Source organism: Sphingomonas phyllosphaerae (genome assembly GCF_029623345.1).
Lineage (GTDB): Bacteria > Pseudomonadota > Alphaproteobacteria > Sphingomonadales > Sphingomonadaceae > Sphingomonas > Sphingomonas phyllosphaerae_C.
In genome coordinates this window covers 169,626-185,665 of the sequence record NZ_JAPYKH010000006.1, presented here as the reverse complement: position 1 = coordinate 185,665, position 16,040 = coordinate 169,626, and the positions used below count along the sequence as shown (strand labels likewise).

Genomic DNA, 16,040 nt, shown 5'->3' with positions numbered 1-16,040 from the left:
AATGCGGTCCTCGCCACGGTGACCGCCACGCGCCACCACGAATGACCCCGACCAAGGACCCGAATGCCCGACCTCAGCAAGATCCTCCGCGCCACCACCCCGCTGACGCTCGCGGGCGTCCCCGCCGGCTTCCTGCCCGCACTGCTGGCCGACCTCGCACGCGCGGCGCCGCGGCGCGCGGTGTTCGTCGCGGCGGACGAGGCGCAGATGCGCGGGCTCGCCGCCACCGCGCCGTTCTTCGCGCCCGAGCTCGAAGTGGTGCAGCTCCCCGCCTGGGACTGCCTGCCCTACGACCGCGCCTCGCCCACGCTGCGCGTCATGGCGGAGCGCATCGGCGCCTTTTACCGGCTGCAACAGAAGCCGCGCGCGCCGCAGCTCGTCCTTACCACGGTCAACGCGCTGACCCAGCGCACGCTCACCCCCTTTCGCATCCGCCAGCTCGTCGCCGAGCTCAAGCCCGGCGCGCGGATCGACCGCGACCGGCTGGCCGCGTTGCTCCAGGCCAACGGCTACGTCCGCACCGACACCGTCCACGATCAGGGCGAATATGCGGTGCGCGGCGGCATCGTCGATCTCTTCCCCAGCGGCGAGGAGCAGGCGCTACGGCTCGACTTCTTCGGCGACGAGATCGAGAGCGTGCGCAGCTTCGACCCCGCCGACCAGCGCACCACCGGGCGCCTCGACGGCTTCGTGCTGCTCCCCGCCTCTGAGGCGCTGCTCGACGACGACAGCGTCAAGCGCTTTCGTGCGCGCTACCGCGAGACCTTCGGCGCCACCGCGACGGGCGACCCGCTCTACCAGGCGGTGAGCGAGGGACGCCGGCTCGCCGGCATGGAGCACTGGCTGCCGCTGTTCGAGGAGAAACTGGCGACGGTCTGGGATCATCTCGGTGACGACGCGATCGTGCTGCGCGACAGCGGCACCCCCGCCGCGGCCGAGAGCCGGCTCGACTCGATCGCGGACTATTACGAGAACCGCAAGCGCGCCGAGGCGGCCGAACCCGGCAGCTATCGCGCGCTGCCCGCTAAGACGTTGTACCTCGACGCCGACGAATGGTCCCGCGAGGTGGCGGGGATGCCGGCGCATCTCGCCACCGCCTTCCACGAGCCTGAGTCCGCCACTGTGCTCGACTTCCAGGTCGACGGCCCGCGCGACTTCGCGCCCGAGCGCGCCGCGCAGGCCAACGTCTACGAGGCGGTGGTGGCGCATGTCGCCAAGCTGCGCCGCGACGGGCGCAAGCCGGTGCTCGCCAGCTACTCGGTCGGCGCGCGCGAGCGGCTGCGCTCGCTGCTCGAGGACCATGGCCTCACCGGCGCGCGGCTGACCGAGACGTGGCAGGAGTCGCTCGGCGCCGCCGACCGCGGCGTGGCGATGGCGGTGATCGGGCTCGACCACGGCTTCACCGCGCCCGACGTGGCGGTGCTCACCGAGCAGGACATGCTGGGCGATCGGCTCGTGCGCCGCACCAAGCGCCGCAAGTCGGCTGACGCCTTCCTCGCCGAACTGGCGACGCTGTCGCCCGGCGACCTCGTCGTCCACAGCGATCACGGCATCGGCCGCTACGTCGGGCTGACACAGGTGCCGGTCGCGCGCGCGCCGCACGACTGCGTCGCGCTCGAATATGCCGGGGGCGACAAGCTCTACATCCCGGTCGAGAACCTCGAGGTGCTGTCGCGCTACGGCTCGTCGGAGGAGGGCGCCGCGCTCGACCGGCTCGGTGGCGAGGCGTGGCAGCGGCGCAAGTCGCGGATGAAGGAGCGGATTCGCGAGATCGCGGGCGAGCTGATCGCGGTCGCGGCGGAGCGCGCGTTGCGCCCCGGCGAGATCGCCGAACCCGACAGCGCGGGCTATCCCGCCTTCGTCGACCGCTTTCCTTATACCGAGACCGACGATCAGGACCGCGCGATCGAGGAGGTGCTGGCCGATCTGTCCGCGGGCAAGCCGATGGACCGGCTGATCGTCGGCGACGTCGGCTTCGGCAAGACCGAGATCGCGCTGCGCGCCGCCTTCGTCGCCGCGATGGCCGGGATGCAGGTCGCGGTGGTCTGCCCGACGACCTTGCTGGCACGCCAGCATTACAACAACTTCACCGCACGCTTCGAGGGCTTCCCGATTAACATCGGGCGGCTCTCCCGGCTCGTCCCCGCCGCCGAGGCGAAGCGCGTCAAGGACGGGCTCGCCAGCGGCGGGATCGACATCGTCATCGGCACCCACGCGCTGCTCGCCAAGACGATCGACTTCAAGCGGCTGGGCATGGTCATCGTCGACGAGGAGCAGCGCTTCGGCGTGACGCACAAGGAGCGGCTCAAGACGCTGCGCGCCGACGTCCATATGCTGACGCTCACCGCCACGCCGATCCCGCGCACGTTGCAGATGGCGATGAGCGGGCTGCGCGAGCTGTCGGTGATCCAGACGCCGCCGGTCGATCGGCTCGCGGTGCGCACCTATGTCATGCCGTGGGACCCGGTGGTGCTGCGCGAGGCGCTGCTACGCGAACATTACCGCGGCGGGCAGAGCTTCCTCGTCACCCCGCGCGTCGCCGACCTGCCCGACATCGAGGACTATCTCCGCCGCGAGGTGCCCGAGATCCGCTACGTCGTCGCGCACGGCCAGATGGCGCCGAGCGAGGTGGAGGAGCGGATGAGCGCCTTCTACGACAAGAAGTTCGAGGTGCTGGTCTCGACCACGATCATCGAGAGTGGAATCGACATCCCCTCCGCCAACACGATCATCGTCAACCGCGCCGACCGCTTCGGGCTGGCGCAGCTGTACCAGCTGCGCGGGCGCGTCGGCCGCTCCAAGACGCGCGCTTATGCCTATATGGTCGCGCCGCCCGAGCGGCAGATGACCGATGCCGCGGAGAAGCGTCTCAAGGTACTGAGCGACCTCGACTCGCTCGGCGCTGGCTTTCAGCTGGCCAGCCACGACCTCGACATCCGCGGTGCGGGCAACCTGCTCGGCGACGAGCAATCGGGGCATATCAAGGAGGTCGGCTACGAACTCTACCAGTCGATGCTGGAGGAGGCGATCATGGAGGCGAAGGCGGGCGGCATCCGCGAGCGCCAGCGCGACTTCTCGCCGCAGATCAGCGTCGACGCGCCGATCCTTATTCCGGAGGAGTACGTCCCCGACCTCGACCTGCGCATGGGCCTGTACCGCCGGCTCAACGAGATCGACGAGGTCGGCGGGCTGGAGAGCTTCGCCGCGGAGATGATCGATCGTTTCGGCGCGTTGCCCGAGGCGACCGACAATCTGGTCAAGGTCATGGAGATCAAGCTCAACGCGCGAACGGCGTGCGTGGCCAAGCTGGACGTGGGACCGAAGGGTGCGCTGGTCACCTTCCACGACGACAAGCCGCCCAACGTGCCGGGGCTGCTCGCCTATGTCGACCGGCTCGGCGGCGTCGCCAAGCTGCGGCCGGACAGCAAGCTGGCGCTGTCACGTGCCTGGGGCGACCCCAAGGCGCGGCTGCACGGCGCGCTGCAATTGTCGAAGGGGCTGGCCAAGGCGGCGGCGTGAGGCGGCGGCAGGAGGGCCGCGCCTCTGGTCGGTCACTCCCCGCCTCTCCTCACCACCCCGGCGGAGGCCGGGGTCCAGGTGGCAAGGTCGTAGTGAGTTCCTCGACGGTCTCCCGACTGGGCCCCGGCGATCGCCGGGGAACAGAGAAGGAGAGCGACGACGGCAATCCCGCCCTCAGCTGCTGTGATCCGAGATGATCCGCCACCCCTCCTTGCGCCGCTCGAACAGCAAGGTCGTCAGCCCGGTCTGCGGCGTCGCCCCACCCCCCGGCGTCAGCGTCCAGCGCGCGACATGGAGCAGGTGGACCGCGCTCAGCGGCCGCCACATCACCGGGGTGAAGCTCAGCCGCCCGCGCACGTTGCCGCCGCCGACGAAGCTCTTGGCGTAGCGCGCGGCGATCGCCTGCCTGCCCTGCGCCACGTCCCCCCCAGCGACATAGACCGCATCGGGCGCGTAGATCGCGGTGAAGCGTGCGAGGTCGCCGGCGTTCCAGCCGGCGGCGCTGTCCGCCATCACCGCCTCGACCTGCGCCTGCGGCGTCGCCGCGGCGGCCGCTGCCGCCGCTCAGATCATCATCGCCGCGCTCATCGTGCCACCTCCGCCTCGTCGCCGACCGCCTCGGCGAGTTCGTCTGCGTCGAACCGTTCGCGCGTCATGGCGAAGCTGCCGGCATAGGTCGCGAATGACCAGTCGCCGCGCACCATCGTCCCGCGCGCGTCCACGGTGCCGCGATAATCGACCGCATGCACCAGCACGTCGCCGTCATATTGCTTGACGAACGTCACCGCCGCGCCGGCGCGCCGGCCGCTCACCAGCGCGCGCCGCACCGGCTCCAGCCCGAGGTCGTCGGGCTCGCTGATCGTGCCGCTGAGCTGGCCGCCACGCTCGGTCAGGCGCGCGATGAAGCTGTTCGCCCGACTACCCCCGCCCTCGTAGCGCCCGTACCAGGTGCCGCCGAGGTCGCGGGGGTCGCTCACGCCAGCCGCGCCTGCAAGGCCGCGTCGTCGAGCGGCTCGGCCCAGAGGAAGCCCTGGTAGAAGGTGCAACCGCGCTGCGCCAGCAACACGCGCTCGCGCTCGGTCTCCACGCCCTCGGCCACCGTCTCCAGCCCGAGGCCGGCGGCGATCGCGATCACGCCCTCGACCACGACGCGGTCGCGCGCGTCGCCCGTGATCGTTTGCACCAGGCTGCGGTCGATCTTGAGATAATCGAGCGGCAGCCGCGTGAGATAGGACAGGCTGGAATAACCCGTGCCGAAATCGTCGAGTGCGACGCGGCAGCCGGCGGCGCGCAGCGCGGTGAGCGCGGTCGCGGCGCCGTGCAGGTCGTCGATCAGCCCGGTCTCGGTCACCTCGGCGGTCACACGCTCGAACCCGACGCCCGAATTTTGCACCCGCGCGAGGAAGCGCTCGACGAAGGGCGCGCGCGCCATGTCGGCGGCGGTGACGTTGACCGCGATCCGCAGCCCAGCCATCCGCGCCGGCCAGCGCGCGGCGCGCTCAAGTGCGAGCGCCTGCACCTGATCGGACAGCGCCACGCCGAGATCGGCGCGGTGCGCCGCGGCAAGCAACGTCTCGGCGCCGAGCACGCCCAGCCGCGGGTGCTGCCAGCGCGCCAGCGCCTCCACCCCGGTGACCGCGCCGTCGACGAGCCGCACCTGCGGCTGAAAGCGCACGTCGATTTCGCCGCGCTCGATCGCCCGGTGCAGGTCGGCGGCGAGCGCGGCAAGCGGTACGCCCTCGTGCTCGGCGGCGACTCGCGTGGTCGCGCCGTCGCTGGCGCGGGCACGCGCCAGCGCCTCGGCAGCGCGGCGCAGCAGGTGCTCGGCGGGCTCGTCCTCGGTCATCCGCGCGACGCCGATGCGCGCGCCGACGTGGATCGTCTCGCCGTCGACAAGGAAGGGCCGCTCCAGCGCGCGCTCGATCCGGCTCACCGCGGCGTCGCCGGTCGAGGCGTCGCCCGCGACCACGATCGTGAAGGTGGCGCCGCCGCGCACCGCCGCGAACTCGTGACCGGCAAGCTCGTGCGCGAGCCGTTCCGCCATCGCCTCGACAAGTTGATCGCCCGCGACGCGGCCGTAAGCGGTGTTGACGATCTCGAAGCTGGTCGGCGCCGCGACGATCGCGGTGACGCCACGCGACGCATGGGCCTCGACCAGGCGCAGTTGCTCGGCGCTGGCCGCGCCCTCCCCCGGGCGCCGCCCGCCCCGTTGCATCGCCCGTGACCGCCGCTCCATCCCGCGCGTGGTAGGCGCGGGCGCGGCGCGCGGCAATCATCTTGCTCTGCCGTGAACGACTCCCTAGCTCTCTGCGTTGTGCCAGCCATGGATCTAGACCGCGCGCCCGCGCCCCTCGTCGACTCGTTCGGCCGCGCCATCCGCTACCTTCGCGTCTCGATCACCGATCGCTGCGACCTGCGCTGCCGGTACTGTATGGCCGAGCACATGACCTTCTTGCCGCGCGACCAGATCGCCTCGCTCGAGGAGCTGGCGATCATCGCCGAGCGTTTCGTCGCGCGCGGCGTGCGCAAGATCCGGCTGTCGGGCGGCGAGCCGCTGGTGCGGCGCGACGTGATGATGCTGGTCGAGCGGCTCGGCCGCCACGTCGGCGGTGCGCTCGACGAGCTGACGATGACCACCAACGGCACGCGGCTGCGCCGCTACGCCGCCGACCTGGTCGACGCAGGGGTGCGCCGCGTCAACGTCAGCCTCGACACGCTCGATCCCGAGCGCTTCCGCCACATCACTCGCCACGGCGACGTCGCCGAGGTGCTCGACGGCATCGCCGCTGCGAGCGACGCGGGCCTCGCGGTCAAGATCAACATGGTCGCGCTCAAGGGCCTCAACGAGGACGATATCGCGCCCATGCTGCGATGGTGCGCCGCCGAGGGCCACGATCTCACGCTGATCGAGACGATGCCGCTCGGAGCGATCGACGAGGACCGTACCGACCGCTTCCTGCCGCTCACCGCGGTGAAGGAACAGCTCGACCGCGCGTTCGCGTTGACCCGCGACGCTGCGGGAACCGGTGGCCCCGCGCGCTACTGGCAGGTCGATGGCGGGCGCACGCGGCTCGGCCTGATTTCGCCGCTCACCGCCAATTTCTGCGACGGTTGCAACCGCGTGCGGCTGACCACCGAGGGACGGCTCTACACCTGCCTCGGTCATGACGACCAGCGCGACTTGCGCGCGGCACTGCGCACCGGCGGCGTGGGCGCGCTCGACGCCGCGATCGAGGACGCGCTGCTGACCAAGCCGCGTCGCCACGATTTCCGCATCGAGCGGGACGCCGCGCCCGCGGTGGCGCGGCACATGAGCGTTACCGGCGGATGAGCCGCTATCCGCGGCGGGCGCTGGTTGCCTCGCCCACCGCTCCGGCGCAGGCGGCGCGCGCCGAACTGGCGGACACCTGGGACTGGTGCGCGCTCGACGAGGCCGACATGGTGGTCGCGCTCGGCGGCGACGGCTTCATGCTGCAGACGCTCCACAATCTGCTCGAGCGACGCCGCGCGATCGTGCCGGTGTTCGGGATGAATCTGGGCACGGTCGGCTTCCTGATGAACGAGTGGCGCCGCCACGACCTCGACGGGCGGATCGAACGCGCGCGCGCCTTCCAGGTCACACCGCTCACCGCCACCGCGACGGGCGTGGACGGGCGTGTCCGCACGTTGCCCGCGATCAACGAGGTGTCGCTGCTGCGCGAGACGCGCCAGACCGCCAAGATCGAGGTAAAGATCAATGACCGCATCGTGATGGACGAGCTCTCGTGCGACGGCGTGCTGGTCGCCACGCCGGCGGGCTCGACCGCGTACAACCTTTCTGCGCACGGACCGATCCTGCCGCTGGGCTCGCAGATGCTCGCGCTGACGCCGATCAGCGCCTTCCGGCCGCGGCGCTGGCGCGGCGCGATCCTGCCGGACCGCACGCGCGTGTCGCTGCGCGTGCTCGACTCGAACAAGCGCCCGGTGTCAGCGGTGGCGGACCAGCGCGAGGTGCGCGACGTGGCGCAGGTGGACATCGCGATGGACCGCGCGCGCGAGCTGACGCTGCTGTTCGACCCCGAGCACGCGCTCGACGACCGGATCGCGATGGAGCAGTTCGTCGCCTGATCTCCGATGCGGCACAAAGGGTATTGCGCCACGCGAAACCACCGGTATAGACGCCCTCCACAGCGTTCCCCGATAGCTCAGCGGTAGAGCTCTCGACTGTTAATCGAGCGGCCGTAGGTTCGAATCCTACTCGGGGAGCCACTTTCTTACATCGCCAGACGAAAGCACGTGTGGTCACGCGTGAGCGGACGTGTGTCCGCATGTCGGCTCCGCTACGGCCCGAGGGCACCGCGGTAACGCTACCAGGTTGTGATCTGCATCACACCGCTCCCAGCTCTCTACACGAACAACTCTGTAAGACCTGTCGATGCACAGCAGTATTGCTGTCGTAGTTTAACAAAGCGGTCAGTAATTTGCGCCATTTGTCTTAGTCAGTCGCGATGTGCTCGGCCGATTGTAAGTGAGGGCCACCTCGATGAGTAAGCGGTTACACGACGACAGTGTCTCAAGTGTCGGAAGTTTCACATTGATCGGATAAAGCAGCGTAGCTAAAAGCCCGGTGGTAGCGCTCATCAAGGCGCGCCAACAAGGCTCGCCGCATAGCGGCGGGATTAGGGGGGATGATGGAAGACCGGCTCCGACTCGCGCGCTCTGTTAACGTTCACCGTCGCTCGCTCCGCGGCGGCGCCTCGCTCGCGGCGCTGCTTGCGCTCGGGCTGAGCGGCTCGGCCTGGGCGCAGGCCGAGGTGCAGCCGATCGCCCCCGACGCCAGCCAGGCCGCCGTCCCCGGGCAGGATCAGGGTGAGCCCGGCGCCAGCGACGCGGGCGACGTGATCGTGACCGGCCGCCGCGCCGCGCTCCAGGCCGCCGACGATCGCAAGCGCCGCAGCGAGACCATCATCGACTCGGTAGTCGCCGACGACGCCGGCAAGCTGCCCGACAATTCGATTACCGAAGTGCTCCAGCGCGTCTCGGGCGTCTCGATCGTCCGCTTCGCCGCACTCGGCGACCCCGATCACTATTCGGTGCAGGGCTCGGGCGTGCAGGTGCGCGGCTTGACGGGTGTCGCTTCGCGCCTCAACGGCCGCGAGATCTTCAGCGCCAACAACGGCCGCGCCATCCTGTGGAGCGACGTCACCCCCGAGCTGATGGCCGCGGTCGACGTCTACAAGGCGTCTACGGCCGACCTGATCGAGGGCGGCACCGGCGGCCAGATCGACCTGCGCACCAAGCTGCCGTTCGACTTCGACGGCGGCTTCCACGTCTCCGGCACCGGCGAGCTGGCGCTGGGCGACATGGCCAACAAGGCCGACCCGACCGGCTCGTTCCTTGTCACCAAGAGCTTCGACACCGGCATCGGCCGCATCGGCGTGCTCGCAGACCTCGCCTTCAGCCAGTTCAGCTCGCTGTCGCAGTTCCTGCGCACCAGCCCGTACTTCCTGACCAAGCTGAGCGACGGCTCCGAGAAGTACGTACCGAGCGGCTTCGCCTATGGCGACGAGGCGTTCCAGTATCGTCGCTACGGCATCTACGGCGCGGTGCAATGGGCGCCGAGCGACTCGCTGACCTTCACCGGCACCTTCTTCCAGTCGCGCTACAAGAGCCAGTCGAGCGACTATGGCACCCAGCTCGACTCGCAGACGCTGACGGTGAACCCGGCGACCAGCACCTTCGACAGCGACGGCCTCCTGCTGTCGACCGACGCGCTGTACAACCGCAACACCGATACGTTCGCGCCCACCAACGCAGCGATCACCAGCAGCGGCAACAAGGGCTTCGTCCAGAGCAACACGGTGACGCGCGATTACTCGCTGTCGTTCGCCTTCGCGCCCGATGGCGGGCCGCTGTCGATCAAGGGCGCGATCCAGCGAGTCGACTCGCACCAGATCTACGACCGGATCGATATCTTCCGCGACACCGGCTTTGGCAACAGCTACGGCATCGATCTCACCGGTGACCTGCCGCTGATCAGCGTCGGCGCCGACACCCGCGCCGCCTTCGCCGATCCGTCGACCTACTTCTGGTCGGCGTCGATGCCGCACAACGAGAACAACAAGGGCCGCCTCGACAGCGCGCAGGTCGACGCCGAATATACGTTCGACAACAGCTTCTTCCGCTCGGTCAAGTTCGGCGCCCGCGCCGCCGAGCGCAAGGAGCGCGACTTTGCCAACGGCTACAACTGGACCGCGCTGGGCCGCGGCTGGAACGGCGACCCGCAGCTCACCTATGCCAATGCGGTGCCGGGCGACGTCGCGGTCCACACGTTCGACGATTTCTTCCGCGGCAACACCGCGCTGCCGGGCAACCTGATGTTCGCCACCCAGGCGCTGGCGTCGCGCTACAATCGCGACCGTACGGGGCTGGTCCAATCGCCGCCGGCCGGCTTCTGCCCGGCGGGGACCGAGTTCAACTGCTCGGCTTCCGGTCCGCTTCCGGTCGGCAGCGGCTATGGCGGCGCGTCGGGCATCCGCCCGGTCGGCTTCGTCCTGCCGGGCGACCAGGTCGACAACCGCACCCGCAACATCGCCGGCTACGCGCTGCTCCGCTTCGGGCCGCAGGACAACATGCCGGGCATAGCGGGCAACATCGGCCTGCGCGTCGTTAACATCCGCAATCAGGGCAGCGGCTACGTCCAGCAGAACGGCGGGACGCCCTATCTGCGCAACGGCGTGCTGCAGACGCTGGCGAACACCTTCGTGCCGCGCGGCGGCGAGGCCGAGTTCACGCGCTTCCTGCCCTCGATCAACCTCGAGTTCTCGCCCAGCAACAAGGTGAAGCTGCGCGGCAGCTACAATGTGACGCTCGACCTGCCGAGCTTCAACGCGCTGCGCTCCTCGGGTTCGGTCGGCATCGCGACCATCCCCAACCCGGGCGGTACCGGGCTGACGCCGCTGTTCGCCAACTTCACCGCGGACACGGGCAACCCGCTGCTCAAGCCGACGCTGTCACACAATTTCGACATCTCGATGGAATATTATGCGCGCGCCGGCACCTCCTTCCACGTCGCGCCCTTCTACAAGCGCCTTAAAAACCTGCCGATCTTCTCGATCACCGAGCGCCAGGTGAACGTGATCTTCACCGACGGCTCGAACGAGACCGTCACCGCGACCGCGTCGGACTATATCAACTCCAGCAAGGCCGCGACGGTGAAGGGCGTCGAGGTCGGCGGGCGCTTCTTCCTCGACATGCTGCCTGGTTTTCTCAGCGGCTTCGGCTTCGAGGGCAATTACACCTTCATCGAGAGCAGCAACCCGGGCGACCTGTACCGCGATATCCGCGGTGCGATCCGCAACGACGCGCCGCTGGTCGGCCTGTCGAAACACAATGCCAACGCGACGCTGCTGTACGAGCGCAACCCCTTCTCGCTCCGCGTCGCTTACTCGTGGCGCTCCAAGTACCTGCTGTCCACCAACAGCAACGGCACCAACGGCACGTACAATTACTATAGCGCGCCCGGCGTGCTGACCGACCTCGACGGCGGCGCCAACACCAGCACGCAGATCGCGCTGCCGATCTACGGCGGCAATTACGGCTCGCTCGACGCCGGGATCCGCTTCAAGGTGACGGACAATTTCTCGTTCGGCGTGCAGGGTACCAACCTCACCGCCTCAACCCAGCGGACGCTGATGGGCGGCTATCCCAACGGGCGGCTGGTCGGGCGCAGCTGGTTCCAGTCGGACCGTCGCATCAGCACGGGCATCAACCTGTCGTTCTGATAGGATGCGCTGCCCCGCCGGTCCGCGGCGGGGCAGCGGGAGGACGGTCATGAGAAAGCGCGTGCTGATCGTCGGCGGGGGCACCGCGGGGTGGCTCACCGCCGGCTATCTCGCCAAGCGGCTCGGCGCCGACCTCGCGGACGGCGTCGCGATCACCTTGATCGAGTCCAAGGACATCGGCGTGCTCGGCGTCGGCGAGGGCACCTTCCCGACGATCCGGCGCACGCTCGCGACGATCGGCGTCGACGAAGCCGAGCTCGTGCGGCGCTGCGGCGCCACCTTCAAGCAAGGCGCGCGCTTCGTCCATTGGCAGCGCGCGCCGGGGACGTCCGGGCGCGACCATTACATGCACCCGTTTCAGGTCGCCGAGGCGCCGGGCGGGCTCGAGCTACTGCCCTATTGGCTCAGCGGCGCCGCGGGCGACGCCGAGTGGGACGAAGTTTCCACCCCGCAGAAGGCCGCCGCCGACTCGGCGCGCGCGCCCAAGCTGCCGACCCACCCCGATTATGTGGGGCCGCTCAACTATGCCTTCCACTTCGACGCGGTCGCGCTCGCCGGGCTGCTGCGCGAGCGCGCGGTGGCGAACGGCGTGACCCATCTCGTCGACACCGTCACCCATGTCGCGCTCGACCACAGCGGCGCGATCGAGCGGCTCGAAACCGAGCGCCACGCTGCGCTCACCGCCGACCTCTACGTCGACTGCACCGGCTTTCGCGCCGAGCTGATCGGCAAGGCGATGGGCGTGCCGTTCCGCTCGTGTCGCGACGTGCTGTTCTGCGACCGCGCCCTCGCCGCGCAGCTGCCTTACGACGCGGCGGACGCGCCGATTGCCTCGCAGACCATCTCGACCGCGCAGGAGGCAGGCTGGATCTGGGACATCGGGCTGGATCGGCGCCGCGGCATTGGACACGTCTACTCGTCCGATCACAGCGACGACGAGGCGGCCGAGCGCGCGCTGCGGCGCTACCTCGGCCCGCGCGGCGCGCAGGCGGAGGTACGCCGCTTCCGCTTCGACGCGGGCTTCCGCGAGATCAATTGGCGGCGCAACTGCGTCGCCGTCGGGCTGTCGAGCGGCTTCTTCGAGCCGCTCGAGGCGACCGGCATCGCCTTCGCCGAAGTGTCCGCGGCGATGATCGCCAACCTCTTCCCGTGGAGTGGCGACCTCGAAACCTCGGCGCGCCAGTTCAACGCCAACATGCTGCGCCGCTACGAGCGCGCGCTCGACTTCATCAAGCTGCATTATTGCCTCTCGGAGCGGCGCGACACCGACTTCTGGCGCGACAACGTCGCCGATGCGTCGAATACCGCCAGCCTGCTCGAGCTGCTCGACCGCTGGCGTCATCGCTGGCCCAACGAGCTCGACATCGACCCGCAGGTCGACATCTTCACCGAGGCGAGCTGGCAATATGTCCTCTACGGCATGGGCTGGCGCACCGACCTGAGCGCGCGCGCCGGCGCGCTGCGCTATCGCGACGACGCGCGCCGCGCGTTCGGCGAGGTGCGGCGGCAGGTCGGCGTCGCGCTCGCCAACTTGCCGCCGCACCGGGCCCTGGTCGAGGCGGCGCAGCGGCGCGGCTTCGGCAGCGCCGCGGCCTGAGCCGACGCTAGAAGCTTACGCCGGCGGCGCGCATCGCCGCCTCCGCGGCATCGACGCTGCTGCCCGCCCCCGCCGGCATCGCGATCGCGCGGGTGTAGCCGGTCAGCACGCGCGCGGCGAAGCCCTCGCGACGCGCGTCGAGCGCGGACCAGCTCACGCAGAAATCATAGGCGAGGCCGACGAGCACGCAGCGCCGGATGCCCTTGTCGCGGAGATAGCCGGCCAGCCCCGTGGGGGTCGCTTTGTCGTTCTCGTAGAAGGCCGAGTAGGAGTCGACCGCCGGGTTGGCGCCCTTGCGCAGGATCAGCCCGGCGCGCGCGACCGCGCCGGCGATGTCGGGGTGGAAGTCGGCGCCCGCGCTACCCTGGACGCAATGGTCGGGCCACAGCACCTGCTCGCCGTAGGGCATGCGGATCGTGTCGAAGGCGCGTCGACCGGGATGGCTGCTCGCGAAGGACGAGTGATCCGCCGGGTGCCAGTCCTGCGTGACCACGACGTGGCGGAAGCGCGCGGCCAGCGCCGCGATCGGCGCCATGACCGTGTCGCCGTCCACCACCGCGAGCCGCCCGCCGGGGCAGAAGTCGAGCTGCGGATCGACCACGATCAGCGCGTCCTCTTCGGTATAGTCGTCGCTCTCGTCCATCGGCCGCACCTTCTAGAGCATGCTCGCGTCCACTCCCCACGAGCGGTCAGCTCCTCTTCCCACCCCCTTGGCACACGGAGCGTTTCCGTTCATCGCACGTTCCACTCGCCTCGGCTACACGACGCCAGTCGTGCCGCCCTGGCGCGATTGGAGTGACTCGCCATGTTGAAGAAATGGGGCCGCACCGCCGCTGTCGTGGCGTTGGCGGCCAGCACCTCCTTGGTCGCGGCGTGCGCGACCGAGACTGCCTATCGTCCGGCGACCGGATCGGGCTTCTATCGCACCGGCTACAGCGACACCCGCATCGAGCCGAATCGCTTCCGCGTCACCTTCGCGGGCAACACCGTCACCGATCGCGACGTGGTGGAGCGCTACCTGCTGTTCCGCTCGGCCGAGCTGACGCTGCAGAACGGCTTCGATTACTTCGTGATGGCGGATCGCGACACCGATCGCCAGGCGCGCACCTACTCGACGCCGGGCTATGGCGGCTTCGGTCCCGGCTTTGGCGCGTTCGGCGGCGGGCTGTGGGGTCCGCGCTGGGGCTTCTACGGCCGCGGCTTCGGCTATCGCGCCTGGGACCCGTTCTGGGGCGGCCCGTGGGGCGGCTTCGGCGGCGGCGCCGATATCCGCACCGTCGACCGCTACGAGGCGTCGGCCGAGATCGTGATGTTCAAGGGCTCGCCCGAGCCCGGCAACGTCCGCGCTTTCAACGCCCGCCAGGTGGTGGAGACGATCGGGCCGTCGATCAGGCTGCCAAAGGCGTCCTGAATCGCCGAACGATGACGATGAGAGGGCCGCGACCGGTAAGATCGCGGCCCTTTTCACGTCTGGATCGGTGCGCCGAGCTTCTCGGCGCGCCGCCTCAATCGCGCAGCAGCTCGTTGATGCTCGTCTTGCTCCGCGTCTGCGCGTCGACGCGCTTGACGATCACCGCGCAGTAGAGCGCCGGCCTGCCCTCCCCGCCACCGATCGAGCCGGGCACCACCACCGCATAGGGCGGCACTTCCCCGCGAAATACCTCGCCGGACGCGCGGTCGACGATCTTGGTCGAGGCGCCGAGATAGACGCCCATCGACAGCACCGCGCCCTCGCCGACGCGCACGCCTTCCGCCACCTCGGCGCGCGCGCCGATGAAGGCACCGTCGCCGATGATGACGGGATCGGCCTGGAGCGGCTCGAGCACGCCGCCGATCCCCGCCCCCCCCGAGAGATGGACGTTGCGCCCGATCTGCGCGCAGCTGCCGACCGTCGCCCAGGTGTCGACCATCGTGCCCTCACCGACATGGGCGCCGATGTTGACGAAGCTTGGCATCAGAATCGCGCCCTTGCCGACGAAGGCGCCGCGCCGCACCACGCTGCCCGGCACCGCGCGGAAACCGGCGGTGCGGAACTCGACCTCGCTCCAGCCCGAGAACTTGCTCGGCACCTTGTCGAACCAGTGGCCCGCGCCCGGGCCGTTGTCGATCAGCGCATTGTCGTTGAGACGAAAGCTGAGCAGCACCGCCTTCTTGAGCCATTGGTTGACGCGCCAGCCGCCCGACCCGTCGGGTTCGGCGACGCGCGCCTCGCCGGCGTCGAGCAGCGCCAGCGCTTGGTCGACCGCGACGCGGATCTCGCCCGCGGTGGTGAAGCCGAGCTCGGCGCGCTGCTCCCAGGCGGCGTCGATGGTGGCGGCGAGGTCGTTCGTCATGCGGTCTCCAACAGGGTGTCGAGCCAGGCGGTGAGATCGGTGATGCGATAGTCGACGTAGGAGCGGTCGGAATCGTGGTCCTGCTCGGATCCGTTGTCGACCCACACCGTCGCCATGCCGATCGCCTTGGCGGGTCTGAGATTGCGCGCCATGTCCTCGACGAACAGAGCGCGCGCGGGATCGATGCCGAAGGCGTCGCACAGTCCCTGATAGGCCGCGGCAGCGGGCTTGGGCACGAGGTTCATCGCGGTGATGTCGTGCACCGCCTCGAAGCTGGCGCCGAGCCCGAGCCGGTCGAGCACCTTCAGCGCATAGGGCTTGTCGCCGTTGGTGAAGACCAGTTTGCGCCCGGGCAGACGCGCCAGCGCGGCGGCGAGCGGGGCGTTCTCCTCCAGCGCGTCCATCTCGATGTCGTGGACATAGGCGAGGAAGGCGGCGGGATCGATCTCATGGTTCGCCATCAGCCCAGCCAGCGTGGTGCCGTGGCCGAGGAAATAGTCCTTCTGCACGCGCCGCGCTTCCACCGGATCGAGCCCGAGCAGGTCGCCGACGAAGGCCGTCATACGCCGGTCGATCAGCGCGAACAGGTCGGCGCTGGCCGGATAGAGCGTGTTGTCGAGATCGAAGATCCAGGTATCGATGTGCGCGAGCGCTGGCAGCATGGCGTGAGGCTGTAGTGACTTTGCCGCGGCGCGTCATCCCTTCGGGACGAGCGCGGGATGGAGGACGCGGTGCAGCCTTGTCAGCCCCTCCCGTTCAGCGGCGGGATTGTAGTGGAGCCCGTCCGCAAGCGCGACGTACGCGGAAGCGTCCTTCTCCTGACGGGAG

Annotated in this window: 11 protein-coding genes, 1 tRNA gene and 1 pseudogene; 7 read left to right on the top strand and 6 right to left on the bottom strand. The window is 69.5% G+C overall.

All coding sequences use genetic code 11. The features are described from left to right. Nucleotides 1-63: 63 nt before the first annotated feature. On the top strand, nt 64-3,519 hold the full coding sequence (gene mfd, locus QBJ89_RS08370; protein ID WP_277980065.1) for a transcription-repair coupling factor: 3,456 nt from the start codon (nt 64-66) through the stop codon (nt 3,517-3,519). A 174-nt stretch (nt 3,520-3,693) separates the two neighbouring features. Here the strand turns inward: mfd and QBJ89_RS08365 are convergent. From QBJ89_RS08365 to QBJ89_RS08355, 3 genes and pseudogenes are all read right to left on the bottom strand, one after another. Next, nucleotides 3,694-4,038, bottom strand: a pseudogene (locus QBJ89_RS08365) (YybH family protein); the annotation flags it as partial. A gap of 65 nt (nt 4,039-4,103) precedes the next feature. Then, on the bottom strand, nt 4,104-4,496 hold the full coding sequence (locus QBJ89_RS08360; protein WP_277980064.1) for a hypothetical protein: 393 nt from the start codon (nt 4,494-4,496) through the stop codon (nt 4,104-4,106). Further along, the gene (locus QBJ89_RS08355) at nt 4,493-5,734 is read right to left on the bottom strand and encodes a GGDEF domain-containing phosphodiesterase (RefSeq protein WP_277980063.1); all 1,242 of its coding nucleotides are present in this window, start codon (nt 5,732-5,734) and stop codon (nt 4,493-4,495) included. Before QBJ89_RS08355 ends, QBJ89_RS08360 begins: the two co-directional genes overlap by 4 nt. A 108-nt stretch (nt 5,735-5,842) precedes the next feature. Here QBJ89_RS08355 and moaA point away from each other — a divergent pair, with 108 nt between their 5' ends. From moaA to QBJ89_RS08330, 5 genes are all read left to right on the top strand, one after another. Continuing rightward, entirely contained in the window at nt 5,843-6,850 is a 1,008-nt protein-coding gene (moaA, locus tag QBJ89_RS08350; protein ID WP_277980062.1) for a GTP 3',8-cyclase MoaA, read from the top strand. Continuing rightward, nucleotides 6,847-7,626 carry an NAD kinase gene (locus QBJ89_RS08345; protein WP_277980061.1) on the top strand — a complete coding sequence of 260 codons (780 nt, stop codon included), beginning with the start codon at nt 6,847-6,849 and terminating at the stop codon, nt 7,624-7,626. The genes moaA and QBJ89_RS08345 overlap by 4 nt, the downstream gene beginning before the upstream one ends. A gap of 66 nt (nt 7,627-7,692) precedes the next feature. Next, nucleotides 7,693-7,767, top strand: a tRNA-Asn gene (locus QBJ89_RS08340). 422 nt (nt 7,768-8,189) lie between these two features. Continuing rightward, nucleotides 8,190-11,282, top strand: a complete 3,093-nt coding sequence (locus QBJ89_RS08335; protein WP_277980060.1) for a TonB-dependent receptor — start codon at nt 8,190-8,192, stop codon at nt 11,280-11,282. 49 nt (nt 11,283-11,331) lie between these two features. After that, nucleotides 11,332-12,879, top strand: a complete 1,548-nt coding sequence (locus QBJ89_RS08330; RefSeq protein WP_277980059.1) for a tryptophan halogenase family protein — start codon at nt 11,332-11,334, stop codon at nt 12,877-12,879. A gap of 7 nt (nt 12,880-12,886) precedes the next feature. Here QBJ89_RS08330 and QBJ89_RS08325 read toward each other — a convergent pair whose 3' ends face one another. Next, a complete protein-coding gene (locus QBJ89_RS08325) occupies nt 12,887-13,522 on the bottom strand; it encodes a nicotinamidase (RefSeq protein WP_277980058.1) in 636 nt (211 codons plus the stop codon). 162 nt (nt 13,523-13,684) lie between these two features. Between QBJ89_RS08325 and QBJ89_RS08320 the strand changes: the two genes are divergently transcribed. Beyond that, the gene (locus QBJ89_RS08320) at nt 13,685-14,290 is read left to right on the top strand and encodes a CC0125/CC1285 family lipoprotein (RefSeq protein WP_277980057.1); all 606 of its coding nucleotides are present in this window, start codon (nt 13,685-13,687) and stop codon (nt 14,288-14,290) included. A gap of 94 nt (nt 14,291-14,384) precedes the next feature. Here the strand turns inward: QBJ89_RS08320 and dapD are convergent, their stop codons facing one another. Beyond that, nucleotides 14,385-15,212: a 2,3,4,5-tetrahydropyridine-2,6-dicarboxylate N-succinyltransferase gene (dapD, locus tag QBJ89_RS08315; protein ID WP_277980056.1), complete on the bottom strand. Its 828-nt coding sequence runs from the start codon at nt 15,210-15,212 to the stop codon at nt 14,385-14,387. Beyond that, the gene (locus QBJ89_RS08310; protein WP_277980055.1) at nt 15,209-15,874 is read right to left on the bottom strand and encodes a pyrimidine 5'-nucleotidase; all 666 of its coding nucleotides are present in this window, start codon (nt 15,872-15,874) and stop codon (nt 15,209-15,211) included. Before QBJ89_RS08310 ends, dapD begins: the two co-directional genes overlap by 4 nt. Nucleotides 15,875-16,040: the final 166 nt, after the last annotated feature.